This is a genomic window from Streptomyces sp. ME02-8801-2C, assembly GCF_033793965.1.
GTDB lineage: Bacteria > Actinomycetota > Actinomycetes > Streptomycetales > Streptomycetaceae > Streptomyces.
The window spans coordinates 25,458-41,220 of the sequence record NZ_JARAXP010000019.1 but is presented as its reverse complement, the minus strand read 5'-3'; the positions used below and the strand labels follow the sequence as shown (position 1 = coordinate 41,220).

At 70.2% G+C, this 15,763-nt stretch carries 14 protein-coding genes; 5 read left to right on the top strand and 9 right to left on the bottom strand.

What is annotated here, in order from left to right; translation table 11 throughout:
- Positions 1–13: 13 nt before the first annotated feature.
- Together PV396_RS38205 and PV396_RS38200 are read right to left on the bottom strand one after the other, a co-directional pair.
- On the bottom strand, positions 14–409 hold the full coding sequence (locus PV396_RS38205; protein WP_319212727.1) for a VOC family protein: 396 nt from the start codon (positions 407–409) through the stop codon (positions 14–16).
- Between the two features lie 38 nt (positions 410–447).
- Positions 448–807, bottom strand: coding sequence for a VOC family protein (locus tag PV396_RS38200; RefSeq protein WP_319212725.1), 360 nt, complete (start codon positions 805–807; stop codon positions 448–450).
- A gap of 95 nt (positions 808–902) precedes the next feature.
- Between PV396_RS38200 and PV396_RS38195 the strand changes: the two genes are divergently transcribed.
- On the top strand, positions 903–1,412 hold the full coding sequence (locus PV396_RS38195) for a CGNR zinc finger domain-containing protein (protein ID WP_319212724.1): 510 nt from the start codon (positions 903–905) through the stop codon (positions 1,410–1,412).
- Between the two features lie 51 nt (positions 1,413–1,463).
- Positions 1,464–1,931, top strand: a complete 468-nt coding sequence (locus PV396_RS38190) for a nuclear transport factor 2 family protein (protein ID WP_319212723.1) — start codon at positions 1,464–1,466, stop codon at positions 1,929–1,931.
- A 203-nt stretch (positions 1,932–2,134) separates the two neighbouring features.
- Here PV396_RS38190 and PV396_RS38185 read toward each other — a convergent pair whose 3' ends face one another.
- Positions 2,135–3,478, bottom strand: a complete 1,344-nt coding sequence (locus PV396_RS38185) for a UDP-glucose/GDP-mannose dehydrogenase family protein (protein WP_319212722.1) — start codon at positions 3,476–3,478, stop codon at positions 2,135–2,137.
- Positions 3,479–3,701: 223 nt separating this feature from the next.
- Between PV396_RS38185 and PV396_RS38180 the strand changes: the two genes are divergently transcribed.
- Entirely contained in the window at positions 3,702–4,859 is a 1,158-nt protein-coding gene (locus PV396_RS38180) for an acyl-CoA dehydrogenase family protein (protein WP_319212720.1), read from the top strand.
- Between the two features lie 60 nt (positions 4,860–4,919).
- On the opposite strand, the gene PV396_RS38175 is transcribed toward PV396_RS38180, so the two are convergent.
- The gene (locus PV396_RS38175; RefSeq protein WP_319212718.1) at positions 4,920–6,242 is read right to left on the bottom strand and encodes an LCP family protein; all 1,323 of its coding nucleotides are present in this window, start codon (positions 6,240–6,242) and stop codon (positions 4,920–4,922) included.
- 119 nt (positions 6,243–6,361) lie between these two features.
- On the opposite strand from PV396_RS38175, the gene PV396_RS38170 reads away from it, so the two are divergent.
- Positions 6,362–6,910 (top strand): acyl-CoA thioesterase, encoded by a 549-nt coding sequence (locus PV396_RS38170; protein WP_319212717.1) that lies wholly within the window; start codon positions 6,362–6,364, stop codon positions 6,908–6,910.
- A 61-nt stretch (positions 6,911–6,971) separates the two neighbouring features.
- Here the strand turns inward: PV396_RS38170 and PV396_RS38165 are convergent, their stop codons facing one another.
- Positions 6,972–8,459, bottom strand: coding sequence for an LCP family protein (locus PV396_RS38165; RefSeq protein ID WP_416071551.1), 1,488 nt, complete (start codon positions 8,457–8,459; stop codon positions 6,972–6,974).
- Positions 8,460–8,638: 179 nt separating this feature from the next.
- Here PV396_RS38165 and PV396_RS38160 point away from each other — a divergent pair, with 179 nt between their 5' ends.
- Positions 8,639–9,688, top strand: a complete 1,050-nt coding sequence (locus PV396_RS38160; RefSeq protein WP_319212715.1) for a glycosyltransferase family 2 protein — start codon at positions 8,639–8,641, stop codon at positions 9,686–9,688.
- A 68-nt stretch (positions 9,689–9,756) separates the two neighbouring features.
- Here the strand turns inward: PV396_RS38160 and PV396_RS38155 are convergent, their stop codons facing one another.
- The 4 genes from PV396_RS38155 to PV396_RS38140 all read right to left on the bottom strand — a co-directional run bounded on the left by PV396_RS38155 (position 9,757) and on the right by PV396_RS38140 (position 15,671).
- Positions 9,757–11,439, bottom strand: a complete 1,683-nt coding sequence (locus PV396_RS38155) for an LCP family protein (protein ID WP_319212714.1) — start codon at positions 11,437–11,439, stop codon at positions 9,757–9,759.
- Positions 11,440–11,627: 188 nt separating this feature from the next.
- Positions 11,628–13,388: an LCP family protein gene (locus PV396_RS38150; RefSeq protein WP_319212713.1), complete on the bottom strand. Its 1,761-nt coding sequence runs from the start codon at positions 13,386–13,388 to the stop codon at positions 11,628–11,630.
- Between the two features lie 224 nt (positions 13,389–13,612).
- Positions 13,613–14,749 carry an LCP family protein gene (locus PV396_RS38145; RefSeq protein ID WP_319212712.1) on the bottom strand — a complete coding sequence of 379 codons (1,137 nt, stop codon included), beginning with the start codon at positions 14,747–14,749 and terminating at the stop codon, positions 13,613–13,615.
- A 163-nt stretch (positions 14,750–14,912) separates the two neighbouring features.
- Positions 14,913–15,671: a TIGR03089 family protein gene (locus tag PV396_RS38140; RefSeq protein ID WP_319212711.1), complete on the bottom strand. Its 759-nt coding sequence runs from the start codon at positions 15,669–15,671 to the stop codon at positions 14,913–14,915.
- Positions 15,672–15,763: the final 92 nt, after the last annotated feature.

Here is a 15,763-nt window from a genome sequence, read left to right as displayed (position 1 = left end):
CCGCAGCGGCTGATCAGGGGTGCTCGATCCGGCAGAGACAGAACGGATGCCCCGCCGGATCGGCGTACACCCTGAAGTCCCGCTTCCCGTCTTGGTCGTCCAGGTCCAGTGGGCGGGCACCCAGCGCCAGGACCGCCTCCTGCGCCGCGTCCAGCTCCGCCCAGGTGGACCCGGCGTCCAGGTCGAGATGGAACTGCTGGGAGTCGTGGTCGGCCCGCGGCCACTCGGGCGGGGAGTACCCGGGCGCCCGCTGGAAGGCCAGCCGCGGCCCGCCGGGGACGGGGAGGACGACCCACTCGGCATCCTCGCCGTCGGGGGTGCCGCCGACGACCCCGGCGTAGAAACGGGCCAGCGCGCGGGGATCGGGGCAGTCGACGACGACGGTACGGAAACGGGCTACGGGCGGCATGGGCTCCTCCGTTTGCTACGGCTGTCCGGCAGGTCTGTTCAGCCCGCGCAGAGGCAGAACGGGTGCCCCGCCGGGTCCGCGTAAACCCTGAAGGAGCGTGCGCGGTCCTCCGTGTCGAGCGGCTTCGCGCCGAGCGCGAGAACCTCCCGCTCGGCCGTGTCCAGGTCGTCCACGGTCACGTCCAGATGGAACTGCTGCGAGGCGTCGGGCGCAGGCCACTTCGGGGGTACGTGTCCGGGGGCGGCCTGGAAGGCCAGCTTCGGCCCGTCCGGGATCCGCAGGTCGACCCAGCCCTCCTCGGCCTCGGGCGTGCCGCCCAGCAGCTCGGCGTAGAACGCGGCGAGCACGCCGGGGTCGGGACAGTCCAGGACGACGGTGTCGAACTTGGCGATGGCCATGGCTTCCTCCGTTGTTACCTGTTGAGGGCCTCATACGGTAACGGTTACCCGATGCCCCTGTATAGGAGGTAACGCGAGGAGGTACCGTCGCCGGTATGAGCGAGATCGGGGCCGCGCCCGGAGGGCTGGCCCTCGTGGAGGCACTGGTGAACACCAGGGGTCTGGAATCGGGCCGGGACGCGCTGAACACCGCTGAGGGGCGCGCCCCGTTCGGTATCGCGGAGATCGACGAACGGGAACTGGCCGCCGTGAAGGAACTGCGCGAGTCCCTGCGCGCCGTCTGCCTCGCGCACGCCGGACATCCACCGCACGATGTCGTCATACCCCTGGGCCAACTGCTGTCCCGTGCCCCGCTGTTGGTGGCCGTCGACGAGCGGGACGGCTCGGCCCGCCTGATCGCCGCCGAGGAGGGTCCGCTGCTCTCCCGGGTGGCGGCAGCCGTCGCGGAGGCGCTCACCGACGGCACCTGGTTGCGTCTCAAGGCCTGCGAACTGCCCGAGTGCCACTGGGCGTACTACGACCGCAGCCCGGCCGGACGTCGCCGCTGGTGCTCCATGGCGGGCTGCGGGGCGCGCGCGAAGATGCGGAGGTACCGCGCGAAGTAGGCTGCTGGGAGCGGGAGTTGGGTCTCGCGCCGACAGAACGGAGCCACTGCCGTGCCGGATGTCCCCTCGTCGGAACCGAACCTCGGCCCCCGCGACGTCCTCGCCCGTTACCAGCGGGCGATGCTCGACGGGTCGGCGGACGACCTGGCCGACCTGTACGCGGTCGACGCCGTCCACGAGTTCCCCTTCCTCTTTCCGGGCATGCCCGAGCGCTACCGGGGCCGCGAGGAGGTCCGCGCGGGATACAGGGCGGCCTGGGGCGCGAGCCCGGCGCGGCCGCGGGAGATCACGGAGGTCGTCGTCCACGACGGTGCGGACCCCGAGGTGATTACCGTCGAGCAGGTCGTCACCGGAATTGTGACCACGACCGGCCGCCCCTTCAGCTTCCCGGGCCTCCTGGTGATCCGGGTCCGCGACGGCCGGATCGTGCATGTCCGCGACTACATGGACGGACTCCGTGTGGCGCACACGATGGACCGCCTGCAGGCCTCCGCCACAAGCCTCGGCGGCAAGTCCTAGGGACCGCCGTCGCGCCCCTCCCACACAAGGTGCCCGCCCGGGATGTGGAATGCGCTTCCCGAAGGGTGGCCGGGATGTGGAGAATGGAGCCGGCGCCGGTCCGGCCGACTGAGCCTCGGCCGGACCGGTGTCCCCGAGCGGACCGGTGCGTCAAGCGGACCGGTGCGTCGCCCGGGGCGAATCGCCTCGGCGGGCAGCCGCCGTCAGGCCGTGGGGCGCCCCATCGCCCGGTACGTCCACCCGGCCTTCCGCCACACCTCCGGGTCGAGGGCGTTGCGGCCGTCCAGGATCAGGCGGTGGGCCACCGCCTCGCCCAGCGTCGCCGGGTCCAGCTCGCGGAACTCCCGCCACTCCGTCAGGTGCAGTACGGCGTCGGCGCCCCGGACCGCCTCCAGGGCCGTGTCGGCGTACGCGAGCGTCGGGAAGAGGCGCCGGGCGTTGGCCATGCCTTTCGGGTCGTACACCGTCACCTGGCCGCCCTGGAGGTGGATCTGCCCGGCGACGTTGAGGGCCGGCGAGTCGCGGACGTCGTCCGAGTCGGGCTTGAAGGTGGCGCCGAGCACCGCGACCCGCTTGCCGAGGAACGGCCCGCCGCCCAGCGCCTGCCGGGCCAGCTCCACCATCTGACCGCGCTGACGCATGTTGATCGAGTCGATCTCGCGCAGGAAGGTCAGCGCCTGGTCCGCGCCCAGCTCACCCGCGCGCGCCATGAACGCCCGGATGTCCTTGGGCAGACAGCCGCCCCCGAACCCGATCCCGGCCCGCAGGAACTTCTTGCCGATCCGGTCGTCGTACCCGATGGCCTCCGCCAGCTTCGCCACATCCCCGTCGGCGGCCTCGCAGACCTCCGCCATCGCGTTGATGAACGAGATCTTGGTGGCCAGGAAGGAGTTCGCGGACGTCTTCACCAGCTCGGCCGTCGGGAAGTCGGTGACGACGAACGGCGTCCCCTCCTCGATCGGCGTCGCGTACACCTCGCGCAGCAGCTTCTCGGCCCGCTCGCTCCGTACGCCGACCACCAGCCGGTCCGGGTGCAGCGTGTCCTGGACGGCGAAGCCCTCCCGCAGGAACTCCGGGTTCCAGGCCAGCTCGGCGTCCGCGCCGGCCGGCGCCAGCCCGGAGATCGTCCGGGCGAGCCGGTCCGCCGAGCCGACGGGCACGGTCGACTTGCCGACGACCAGGGTGGGCGCGGTGAGGTGCGGGGCGAGGGACTCGATCGCGGCGTCGACGTACGACATGTCGCTGGCGTACTCACCGTGCTTCTGCGGGGTGTTCACGCACACGAAGTGGATGTCGCCGAAGGCGGCCACCTCGGCCCAGTCCGTGGTGAAGCGCAGCCGCCCGGTGGAACCCTCGATCCCGGCGACGTGCTTGCGCAGCAGTTCGTCGAGCCCGGGCTCGTACATGGGGGCCTTCGCGCGCCGCAGCAGATCGACCTTCTCCTCGACGACGTCGAGTCCCAGCACCTCGAAACCGAGCTCTGCCATGGCGGCGGCGTGGGTGGCGCCGAGATATCCGGTGCCGATCACGGTGATCTTGAGAGCCATGGGTGCTCCTGGGGGTGTCGCGTGGGGGCGGTCGGGCGGGCGATGGCGAGCATAGTCGCGGGCCCGACGAGGGCTGGCGCGGCCCTTGCCCGGGCACAATTGACTCTGTCGCCAAGCTCACGTCTCACTCGGGTGGGCAGGCCCTTAAAATCTGGATTACCGACTGGGTTACTTAACGGTAGTTAGCGTCAATTGATACAGCGTCTTTGGAGCGTGAGAGACCTTGGCCGGATCGGCTGATTTCGACCTGTACCGCCCGTCCGAGGAGCACGACATGCTCCGTGACGCGATCCGCTCCCTGGCCGAGGCGAAGATCTTGCCGTACGCCGCAGTGGTGGACGAGGAAGCACGCTTCCCCCAGGAGGCCCACGACGCGCTCGTCGCGGCCGACCTGCACGCGGTGCACGTACCCGAGTCGTACGGCGGCGCGGGCGCGGACGCGCTGGCGACGGTGATCGTGATCGAGGAGGTGGCGCGTGTCTGTGCCAGCTCCTCCCTCATCCCCGCCGTCAACAAGCTCGGCTCCCTCCCCGTGATCCTGTCCGGCTCGGAGGAGCTGAAGAAGAAGTACATGACGCCGCTCGCCAAGGGCGACGGCATGTTCTCCTACTGCCTCTCGGAGCCCGACGCGGGCTCGGACGCGGCCGGCATGAAGACGAAGGCGGTCCGCGACGGGGACTTCTGGGTCCTCAACGGCGTGAAGCGCTGGATCACCAACGCGGGCGAGTCCGAGTACTACACGGTGATGGCCGTGACCGACCCGGAGAAGCGCTCGAAGGGCATCTCGGCCTTCGTAGTCGAGAAGTCCGATCCCGGGGTCTCCTTCGGCGCCCCGGAGAAGAAGCTGGGCATCAAGGGCAGCCCGACCCGCGAGGTCTACCTCGACAACGTGCGCATCCCGGCCGACCGCATGATCGGCGAGGAGGGCACCGGCTTCGCCACCGCGATGAAGACCCTGGACCACACCCGCATCACGATCGCCGCGCAGGCCCTGGGCATCGCACAGGGCGCCCTCGACTACGCCAAGGGGTACGTCAAGGAGCGCAAGCAGTTCGGCAAGCCGATCGCCGACTTCCAGGGCATCCAGTTCATGCTCGCCGACATGGCCATGAAGATCGAGGCCGCCCGTCAGCTGACGTACGCCGCCGCGGCCAAGTCGGAGCGTGGCGACGCCGACCTGACCTTCCAGGGCGCGGCGGCGAAGTGCTTCGCCTCGGACGTGGCGATGGAGGTCACCACGGACGCGGTCCAGCTCCTCGGCGGCTACGGCTACACCCGCGACTACCCGGTGGAGCGGATGATGCGCGACGCGAAGATCACGCAGATCTATGAGGGCACGAACCAGGTCCAGCGGATCGTGATGGCCCGCAACCTGCCGTAAGTCCCCTGAAACGCCGTGTGCCCCCTCCCCGTCAAGGCAGGGGGCACACGGCGTCTTCGCTCAGTTGCCCGAAACAGTGACCTTCTCGTCGTTCTTCAGCTCGTTCACCAGCGTCTTCACCTTCGTCTTGTCCCAGACGAGGTTGCCGCCGGTCGAGCCCGAGATCGGCATGTTCATGGACTTGCCGTCGCCGCCCGTGACGCCCTTCATCGCCCAGAACATGTCGGCCAGGTCGAACAGGCCCATGTCCTTGTCGACGATCAGGGTGTCGAGGCCCGCGCTCATCGTCGGGTACAGCTTGAACGGGTTCAGGATCGTGCCCGGCGTCGCGGTCTGGCTCGCCAGCGCCGCGAGGAACTTCTGCTGGTTCTTCGTACGGTCGAGGTCGCTGCCCGCGAGCGCGTACCGGGTACGGACGAAGGCCAGCGCCTGCTCGCCGTTGAGGGTCTGCTCGCCCGCCGCGAAGTTCGCGCCCGACTTGGTGTCCTTCATCCCGCCCTTGGGAATGGTGAGGTCCACACCCCCGACCGCGTCCACGATGTTCGCGAAGCCGGCGAAGCCGATCTCCACGTAGTGGTCGATCCGCAGACCGGTGTTGAACTCGACGGTACGCACGAGGAGTTCGGGCCCGTCCGTGGCGTACGCCGCGTTCAGCTTGGTGTGCTTGCCGGTGCCCTTGAACGTCTTGCCGGACTCGGAGCCCACGAACGTCGGGATCTCCACGTCCGAGTCGCGGGGGAGGGAGATGAGGGTCGGGCCGTTGTCGCCGGTGTGCAGGATCATCATCGAGTCCGTGCGCTTGCCCTCGGCGGACCCGGTGTGCAGGGCCTTCTTCTCCTCGGCCGACATGCCCTCACGGCTGTCGGAACCGACGATCAGGTAGTTGGTGCCCTTGCCGCCGTCCGGCCGGTCGATGACCTTGGACAGGTCGACCTGGCGGTTCAGCTTGGAGTCGGCCCAGAAGTACGTACCGACGGACACCACGACCAGCAGGGTGACCACGGTGATCGCGGTCCACTTGATGCGCTTGCGCCAGTTCGGCGCGGGGCGCGGGCCGCTCATCGCACCGGGCCCGGCCGGCCCGCCGCCAGGTCCGCCGCCGCTCGGGGCGCCGCCGTAGACCTGGCCGGTGTTATAGCCGCTGTCATAGCCGCCCCCGTTTCCGTTCCCGTACGGGTCCTGGCTCTGATCACCGGCGTACTGCTGCTGCTGAGGCACCCCGCCGCCGTACGGCGGGGCGGCGGGGTTCTGGGCGTAGGGGCCGCCTTGGCCGCGCGGGACCTGCCGCATCACGCGCGCACTCTCGGGCTGTGCGTTCGCGCTGCCACGTCCGTAGCGGTTGTTGCGGTTGTCGTCGGACCACGCGTCGGGCCAATCGTTCATGCGGACCAGTGTGCAGTGCCGGGCCATGCCCTTTACAAGGGTCGAAGGAAATTAGGAGCACGGCTGTTGCGAAGCTGACACAAATCGCCCAGGTGTACGTCCGACATAGGGTGGTCGCCATGACAGACCAGGCCACACGGCCGGAAGAGGCGCCCCCGGGCAAGCCGACCTCCGCCTCCCGGACCACCCTCAGCCACATCATGACCCACGCCGACACCAACCTCCTGGGTACGGTGCACGGCGGTGTGATCATGAAACTCGTCGACGACGCGGCGGGCGCGGTGGCCGGCCGGCACAGCGGCGGGCCCGCGGTCACGGCGTCGATGGACGAGATGGCGTTCCTGGAACCGGTCAGGGTGGGCGACCTGGTCCATGTGAAGGCCCAGGTCAACTGGACCGGCCGGACCTCCATGGAGGTCGGGGTACGGGTCCTCGCCGAGCGCTGGAACGAGTCGGCGCCGGCGACCCAGGTCGGGTCGGCGTACCTGGTCTTCGCGGCGGTCGACGCCGACGGCAGGCCCCGCCGCGTCCCGCCGGTCCTCCCGGAGACGGAACGCGACGAGCGCCGCTATCAGGAGGCCCAGATCCGCCGCACGCACCGCCTGGCCCGGCGGAGGGCGATCGTGGAGCTGCGGGAACGGAGAGCGGCGGAGGGCCTGGACGACTGAGGGGCGGAGGACTTGGCCGGCCGAGGGGGACGGGATGTCGTCCCCGTGACGGCGGACGCCCTCACCGGCACCCCGCCTGATCCCCCGTACTCACCCCGAACTCGCCCACCCGAACCTTCCGCACGCCCTGATGGTCCGCCCCGACGATCACCTTCAGCACCGGACCCTGGCCCGGCACCGACCGCAGCGAACTCCCCGGCAACGCCGCCGCCAGGGACTTCGCCGAGCGGTCCCACCGGGGGTCGTACGCGATCACCGTCCGCCGCGTCTCCCGGACCCGCGCGTTCACCGGCACCCCAGTGGTGTGGAACCCGGTCGCGGCCAGCGCCCGGTCCACCCTGCGCCCCAGCCCGGCGGTGAGCGTCCCGTTCTCGACCTGCACCCGGATCTGCTGCGGCGCCACCTCGACCCGGGCCGGCGCACCGCCCTTTCCGCCGCCGCCCCCGCCGCCCCCGGTGCTCCGCCGCACCGACAGCGGCTCGTCCTCCCGCAGGGCCCGGAACAGCCGCCCCGCCTTCGCCGCGTCCCACTTCAGCGTCGAACCGATGCCCTTCACGGCGTACCCCATCCGCCCGATCGGCACGGTCGTGAACTCGGACGACGCCGGGGAGAAGTTGCGCATCGCCCGCCCGAGGTCCAGCAGTTCGCCGGTGCCGAACTCCTTGTCCGCCCGCACCGACCCGAGCACCGCCCGGGTGATGTCCCGGAACTTCATCGGGTTCAGCAGCACACCGGACGACGTCGACTGGGCGATGAGCGCGGCCATGAACCGCTGCTGGCGCTGCATCCGCCCCAGGTCGGAGGACCCGTCGGCGTGCCGGGCGCGCACGTACTGCAGGGCCTGTCCGCCGCTCAGGTCGTGCGTCCCGGCGGCGAGGTCCAGCCCGGTGTACGAGTCCTTCAGTGGCTTGGGCGTGCAGATCTCGACTCCGCCCAGCACATCCACCGTCTTCATGAAGCTGATGAAGTCGATCTCCAGATAGTGGTCGATCTTCAGATGCGTCATGCGCTCGACCGTCCGCACGGTGAGGTTCGGACCGCCCTCCGCGTACGCCGCGTTCAGCTTGATGACGTGTCCGCCATGGCGCTGTCCGCTGATCCGGTCGGTGTGCGGGGGAGTCTCGGCGTACGAGTCACGCGGCAGGCTGACGACGCTCGCCCGCTCCCGGTCCTCCGAGATGTGCACGATCATCATCGTGTCGGTGCAGTGGCAGGGCGCGCCCCCGAGCCGGTACTGACGCCGTTCGGCCTCGCTGATCCCGTCCCGCCCGTCCGTGCCGACCAGCAGCACGTTCATGCCGTGACCGGCCTGCGGACGGTTCTTCATGTCCTTGAAGGGATCGACGCGGGCGATGTCGGCGTCGAGGCTCGACACCACCGCGTGCCCGATCCCGGCGGCGGCGAGCACCACGACGGACAGCGTCGTCACCGCCCGCATGGCCCAACGGGGCTTCTTCCGCCGTACGGGCGGACGCGGGCGCCCGGACGACGGCCGTGGCCGGCGCTGCGGGGAACCGGGGGAGCGGGGGGATGCGGGGGACGCGGGCATGGGGGGACACCTCCGCGAAGGCTGGCCGGGGAAAGGGGAGGGGGTGGGGGGGAAGGAAGGAGGGGGAGTGGGCCGAACGTGCGATCCGTGAGCACCGTAGGCCCATACGATCTGCGGCCCGGGTCAGGGGACGGGCGGCGCGCGTCGGTGTCCCCCGTTCGCGGTAACGTGAGCCCCCTATGAACGCCAAGCCCGACGTGCAGCTGCCCGCCGTGTCCGTGATCATGCCCGTCCTCAACGAGGAGCGGCATCTGCGCGGAGCCGTCCAAGCGATCCTCGCCCAGGAGTACGCCGGCGAGATGGAGGTCGTCATCGCCCTCGGTCCGTCCACGGACCGCACGGACGAGATCGCCGCCGAGCTGGTACGCGAAACGGCCGGTACGAGCAAGCGCGTCCACACGGTCCCCAACCCGACCGGCCGTACGCCCGCCGCGCTGAACGCCGCGATCAAGGCCTCCCGGCACCCCGTTGTCGTACGCGTCGACGGGCACGGCATGCTCTCGCCCGACTACATCGCGACCGCCGTACGTCTCCTCGACGAGACCGGCGCGCAGAACGTCGGCGGGATCATGCACGCCGAGGGCGAGAACGCCTGGGAGCACGCGGTGGCCGCCGCGATGACCTCGAAGATCGGGGTCGGCAACGCCGCCTTCCACACGGGGGGCGTGGCCGGGCCCGCCGAGACCGTGTACCTCGGGGTCTTCCGGCGTGCCGCCCTCGAGCAACAGGGCGGCTACAACGTGGAGTTCATCCGCGCCCAGGACTGGGAGCTCAACTTCCGCATCCGGGAGGCGGGCGGCCTCATCTGGTTCTCGCCCGAGCTGCGGGTGTCGTACCGGCCGAGGCCCTCCGTGCGCGCGCTGGCCAAGCAGTACAAGGACTACGGCCGTTGGCGCCATGTCGTGGCCCGCTACCACGAGGGCTCCATCAACCTCCGTTACCTCGCCCCGCCCACCGCCGTGTTGGCGATAGCGGCGGGCGTGCTGCTGGGCGCCGTACTGACCCCGTGGGCCTTCCTGGTGCTCGGCGGCTACCTCGCGGCGATCACCGCGGGCTCGGTCCCGGCGGGCAAGGGGCTGTCGCTGAAGGCCCGGCTGCAGATCCCCGTCGCCCTCGCCACGATGCACATGTGCTGGGGCTGGGGCTTTTTGACGAGCCCCAAGTCGCTTGCCAGGAAGGTGATCGCGGCCCGTCGGCCGGCGGTCCTGGACGGCGCGAACGCGGCCTGAACCACCACGAGTCGGGGGCCTGCCGTCATGCGACGGCAGGCCCCCGACTCGTTCGTTCGCCGGGCTGGTTACCAGCGATAGGGCGCGTACACGTCCATGCACGCGCCGGTGTCCGAACCGACCACCTTGTCGGCGGTCTCGGGCAGTTGGCCGGCCTTCGGCGCCTCCTGCTTCGGATACGCCGTGCCCTCGCGCCAGTCGGCGCCCACGGTCACCGTCACACCGGAGACGTCCGTCGACTTCTTCACCGAACTCGCCGGAATCCCCAGGGACTTGGCGACCAGCTGGGCATCGCCCGCGAGGTCCGCGCTCGGGTAGCGCACGACCGTCTTCTCCACGGACTGAGAACCGGAGGTGTCCGCCGCCGCGTTCGTGAAGCCCTTGTCCGCGAGGATCTGGCTGATCGCCTTCGCCCGGCCGCCGGCCGCGGCGAGGGTGGCCGTACGCGTGCCGTTCTGGACGAGCACGCCGATCTCGCCGGGGTCGGCCGCGGTGTCGGTCGGGGCGGTCGCCGAGGCCGTCGCCTTCGGGGCCTTGGACGCGGCGCCGCCCTTGTCGTCGAAGGCGATGTCGTCGCGGAGCATCGTCCACATCTGTTCGGCGTCGGCGTCGGCCGTCACCAGGTGGTTCGCGTTCTCGGGGTCCACGACGGTCGGGATCGTCGTCATGGTGATGCGGTCGGTCGGCACCGACTTGAGCTGCATGCCCAGGTCGTACAGCTCCTTGACCGTGCCGAGCTCCTCGGACACCGTCAGGGACTTGGTGGCCGCCTCGGCCAGACCGGTGAGCCGCCCGGCGTCCGTGAAGACGTTTTGCGCCTTCAGCGTGCGGATCATCGAGTTCATGTACATGTGCTGGGCCTTGGCGCGCCCCAGGTCGCTGTAGAAGGCGTGCCGGGTACGCAGCCACTGCAGCGCCTGCTTGCCCTGCACCTTGTGCTTGCCTGCCGTGAGCTTGAGCCCGGAGCCGCCGGACACGCCCGGCAGCGGACGGTCCCACACGTTCTGGTTCACGCAGACCTCGACGCCTCCGATGGCGTCGGCCATCTTCACGACGCCGGCGAAGTCGATCGTCATCCAGTGGTCGATGTAGACCCCGGTGAGGTTCTGCCAGGTGGCCAGCGTGCAGCCGGCGCCGCCCCGCGCCAGCGACGTGTTGATGATGGCGTTGGTCGCCGCGAACTTCTCCCCGGTGTCGGGGTCCGTGCACTTCGGGATGTCGACGCGGGTGTCACGCGGGATGCTCACCACGGCCGCGCTCTTGCGGTCGGCGGAGACGTGGACCAGCATCTGGACGTCGCCCAGCGGCGGGTTGCCACGGTTGTCCCGGTCACCGCCCAGCGACACGTTGGCGTCGGAGTTACGGCTGTCCGAGCCGATCAGCAGGATGTTCAGCGGGGTCTGCCCGGCCGCGTTCGGCTCGGTCTTCCGCGCCTTGGAGTCGCCGCTGCTGCGCGCGCCCTTCTGGATGTTGCTGTTCAGGTGTTCGTAGTACAGGTATCCGACACCGGCCGTGCCGAGTATCAGCACCGCGAGGGTCATCGCCGACCAGCGCAGCACCTTGTGCTTGCCGGCCCGTCGCCCTTTTCCGCCCGGACCGCCGCCGCTGCCACTGCCACCGTCGTCGGACGCGCCGCCGCCCCCGTCCCCGGCGTCGCTCCCCTCCTTGTGCGAGCCGTCTCTCTGCCCCGGAACCCGAGCAGGCCGGACGCGTGACCGCGTCCCCTCCCCGTGCACACTGCTCTGTGTCATTCCCTGCCTCCCCACCCTTGCCGCCGCCGCCGAACAGGCCTGTCTCGCGCCCTGTAGGACGCGAGACAGGCCTGTCAGGTCAACCGGCGCACCAAAACATCTGGCGCGGACGCCCATCGACAGCCGACGTTCGCTGCCGACGTACGCAGACGATGTACTCGGCCGATGTACTCAGCCGATGTATGTGCTCAGCCGGCGCACTGCGCCTTGTCCGCCGTGGACTGTCCGTCCACGGTCGGTGCCTTCGCCGGCGCGGTGAGCGAGACGCCGGCCCCCTTGAAGTCCTTGCCCAGGGTCAGCGTCATGGTCGGCAGCCCCTGGGAGTTCAGCACGCTCTTGCCGGGCTTCATCGCCGCGCCGGACAGCCCCATGATGGCGGCCAGCCGCCGGGCCTGGTCGGCCTGGTCGGGCGCGTACTCCAGCGTTGTCTTCGGGAGCTCCGCCGAGGCGTTGCCCGCGTTCTCGGACTTGGTCACGCCCTCATCATTCTGCAGGTAGTTGAGAGTCTCCTGTGCGGAGCCGGCGACGGCACCGCCGTTGAGGATCCGCACCCGCACGTCGGCGGCGGCGGACTGGGGGCCCTTGAGGCGGGCGGCGACGGCGGCCGCCTCCTTCGCCTTCTGCTGCTTGACCGCGGTGAACGACACGTCGTTGGCGATCGCGTTGAACACCTCGGGCGCGGTCGGGCCGACGACGACCGTCGCCCGGACCTTCTCCGCCGGGTTGTCGACCACGGGGACGGTCATGAAGGTGATGTTCTTCGTCGGCACCTTCTTCAGCTCCAGCGCCACGTCCTTGAGCGTGGAGACCTTGCCGAGGCCGGTGTCCACGGTCAGCGCCTTGGTGGCCGCCTCGGCGAGCTTCACCAGCTTGGCCGGGTTGGTCAGGGTGTCGCTGGAGGCCATCTTGCGCATCAGCGAGCTGAGGAACTGCTGCTGCACCTTGATCCGGTCCAGGTCGCCCTGATTGCCGAAGCTGTGCCGCGTACGGACGAAGGCGAGCGCCTGCTCGCCCTCGACCGTCGACTTGCCGGCGGGCAGCTTCAGCTTCGACTCCTTGTCGTTGACGGGCTTGGTCACACAGACCTCGACCCCGCCCACCGCCGTCGTGAGCGTCTTCACCGCGTTGAAGTCGGCCATCATGAAGTGGTCCGGCGAGATGCCCGTGACCTCCTTCACTGTGCGCATGGTGCAGCCCGGGTCGCGCTCGTCCTGCCCGAGACTGGTGTTGAAACGGACGTTCTGAGTACCGGGGATGATCTTCTCGGTCCCGTCCTTCAGCTTGGTCGGACAGTCCGGGACGTTGACGATCAGGTCACGCGGGATGCTCAGCGCGGTCGCGTTCGTCCGGTCCTTGGAGACGTGCAGCAGGATCGTCGTGTCCGCGTGGCCGACGCTGCCCGCGTCGCCGTAGGCCTCGTTGCCCGCACCGGTGCGCTTGTCCGTACCGATGATGAGGATGTTGAAGGCCTCGTCCTTGCTGAACCCGGCCTTGCCCGCCGTACCGACGTCGGTCGTCTGGACGTTGCCCTCGAGGTGCTTGAGGTAGAGATAGCCGCCCGCGGCGGCGGCCACCAGGACGAAGGCCATGGTCCCGCCCGTCCAGAGCACTATCTTCTTGGCCTTCGACTTCTTCTTCTGCGGGGCGCGCGAACGGCGCCGCCCGGGCAGCGGATCCTCCTCGGGCACACCGCGACGCCGTCTCGGCGGCGGTACCTGCCCGGGTGTGCCCGGCACCCCGTGCGTCTCGCGTTCGTGCTCCCGCTCCGGTGCCGCCGAACGCCCGCGCACCGCACCCGCGTTCACGGGGGCGGCTCGACGAGGTCCCGGGACCGCTGATTGCGGTGCGGAGGGAGTCAGTCGCAGTTCGTATTCGCCGGTGCTCGGGTTGAGCACCCACTGGTCTGCGGGGTCGATGTCGTCCGCCCGCCCACGGCCTTGCGCGTCCACGGTTGTCTGCATCCTCCGTCGGGGCCACGCGGCGCCTTTCCCCCTCCAAAAGGCGCTCGGGTCTCGGTCTACCGGTGTGCACACGACACGTGTCCTGACGCACCGGATCGCTCACACTATCCGGCCAGTTGGGCGTCAAGCGACGACGGTGACAAATTCCACGCCCCTACACCGGGCAATCCACCCATTTTCTTGAACTAACGTTCGTCGACTTGGCAAGCGCTTTACCCGCAGAGGCCCTCGGCGGCGGTGTTACCGCGAAAAGCGGGCACGGGAGACGGGCCGACGGAACCCTTTCGAACCGGCTTCTCCCCCCTCACCACCACCGGAGTGTCCGTCCGCAGCCGCTCGAAGAGCCGCCCGGCGTCGGGTTCGACAAGCTGGTCGCGATTGGTGTCATAGGCATACGACTCCCGTGGAACGGTCAGAAATCTCACACGTCCGACCGGGATGTCGCGCATACTGCGCACCAATTCGTACAAACCGCGCAGACTGGCCAGGGCGGGATCCGTGGTGAGCGAGGAAGTCGCGGCATCGAGCACCGGATAGAGCTTCACCGGATTCAGGAGGACGTCATTGCTCTGCACCTTGTTGACGAGCGCCCCGAGAAACCGCTGCTGCCGCTCCATCCGAGAGGTGTCGCTCCCGTTGCCGAGGGACTTCCGCGCCCGCACGTACCCGAGCGCCTGCTCGCCGTCGAGCGTCACCTTCCCAGCGGGGAGCCGCAGCCGGGCCTCCCGGTCGTCGACCGGCTTCGCCAGACACACCTCGACCCCCTCGACGGCGTCGACCAGCTCCTTGAAGCCGTGGAAGTCGACCACCATGTGATGGTCGACCCGAATGTCCGTCAACTTCTCGACGGTACGGATCGTGCAGGCGGAACCGCCCTGCTGGAAGGCGCGGTTGAACATGGTGAACCCGGGCTCGCTCCGGCTTCCGTCGGGCCGCAGGCAACTCGGTACGTCCACCATCAGATCGCGGGGCAGGGACATGGCGGTCGCGCTGCGCCGGTCGGCGGCGAGATGCAACAGGATGGCCGTGTCCGACCGCTCGGTCCCGGAGTCCCGCCCGTACTTCCGGTTCCCGGCGCCGGCCCGCGAGTCGGACCCGATGAGCAGGATGTTCTGCGCCCCGCGTACGAGCGAGGTGGGCCGCTCCTTCTCGTAGCGGGCGAGCTCGGCGGCGGCACCGAGGTCCGGCGTGATGTTCCCGTCGAGCTTGGCGTAGACCGCGAGCCCGATCCCGACGGTGCCGAGCGAGACCACCCCGGCCCCGAGAGCGGCCCGCCGCAGCCAACGGCGCCGCCGACCGACGGCGGTGCCGCCGGTGCCGGGCCCGAGGGTGCCAGGGGTGTCGGTCACCACTCGACCATGACGCGGAGACCGGGCCGAGGGGTGCTGTTGATAGGCCGAACGAATGAAGGCGGGCGAGGCGCCCGACCCAGGGGCGCGGGCCTGTGCCGATGCCGACGTGCGGTTCCGCCGCGCGGGCGGGGCGGGTCACCGCAGGCCCGCAGCCGCGAAACTACGCGCGGCGCGTAGCCGTCACCCGCTCGTCCTCGACCCGCTTGGCCACCACGTCCTCCGACGCCTGATCCAGATGCCGGCACAGCACGACGGACCCTCCGGTGGCGAGCGGCGAGTACAACCCCGCGCTCACTCCCTCCCAGGTCTCGTACCCCAGCCCCGACAGCAACCGGGACCCGGGCCCGGTGAGCCCGAAGTCCACCGCGTCCGCCCCGGCGCGCTCGACGACCTCGGCCCCCGTGAACTCCGCCCCGGCGACGATCAGCGCGGGCGCCTCCGGATCGACGGGCGCGTACGGCGCGAAGCGGTCCCCCTGACCCGGCACCTCCACCGCGTAGTCGGCGAAGCCGGCCGGAGCCTGCGGGAACCGTCCGCCCAACGGCCGCAGCGCGAGGGCGATCCGCTCACCGGAACACGCGCGCGCCGCGTCCAGCGTGTCGGGCCCGCTGACGACGATGTCGGCGGCACCGGGCTCGCCCGCCATGTCCGCGACGACGCCCACCGACGAACACGCCAGCAGCCACACCGCCGTCTGCCAGTGCGCGGGCAGCAGCAGCGCGACCCGGTCGCCGGGTTCGGCGGACAGCTCGCCCTGGAGAAGATTCGCGGTCTTGGCCACCCAATTGGCGAAGGTGGCCACGGACAATTCGACACGTTCGCCCGTGGCGTCGTCGTAGAAGGTCACCAGGGGGCGGGCGGGGTCCGCGGCGAGCGCGGAACGCAGCAGGTCGGCAGGGGTGCGGTCGGTGGCGTTCACCCGCGCAAGGGTACGCGGGGCGACGGGCGCGGGCCGACCCGCGGGTCACCGGTTCGGGCGAACGCACCAGACGGATCGTCAGTTCATCGATG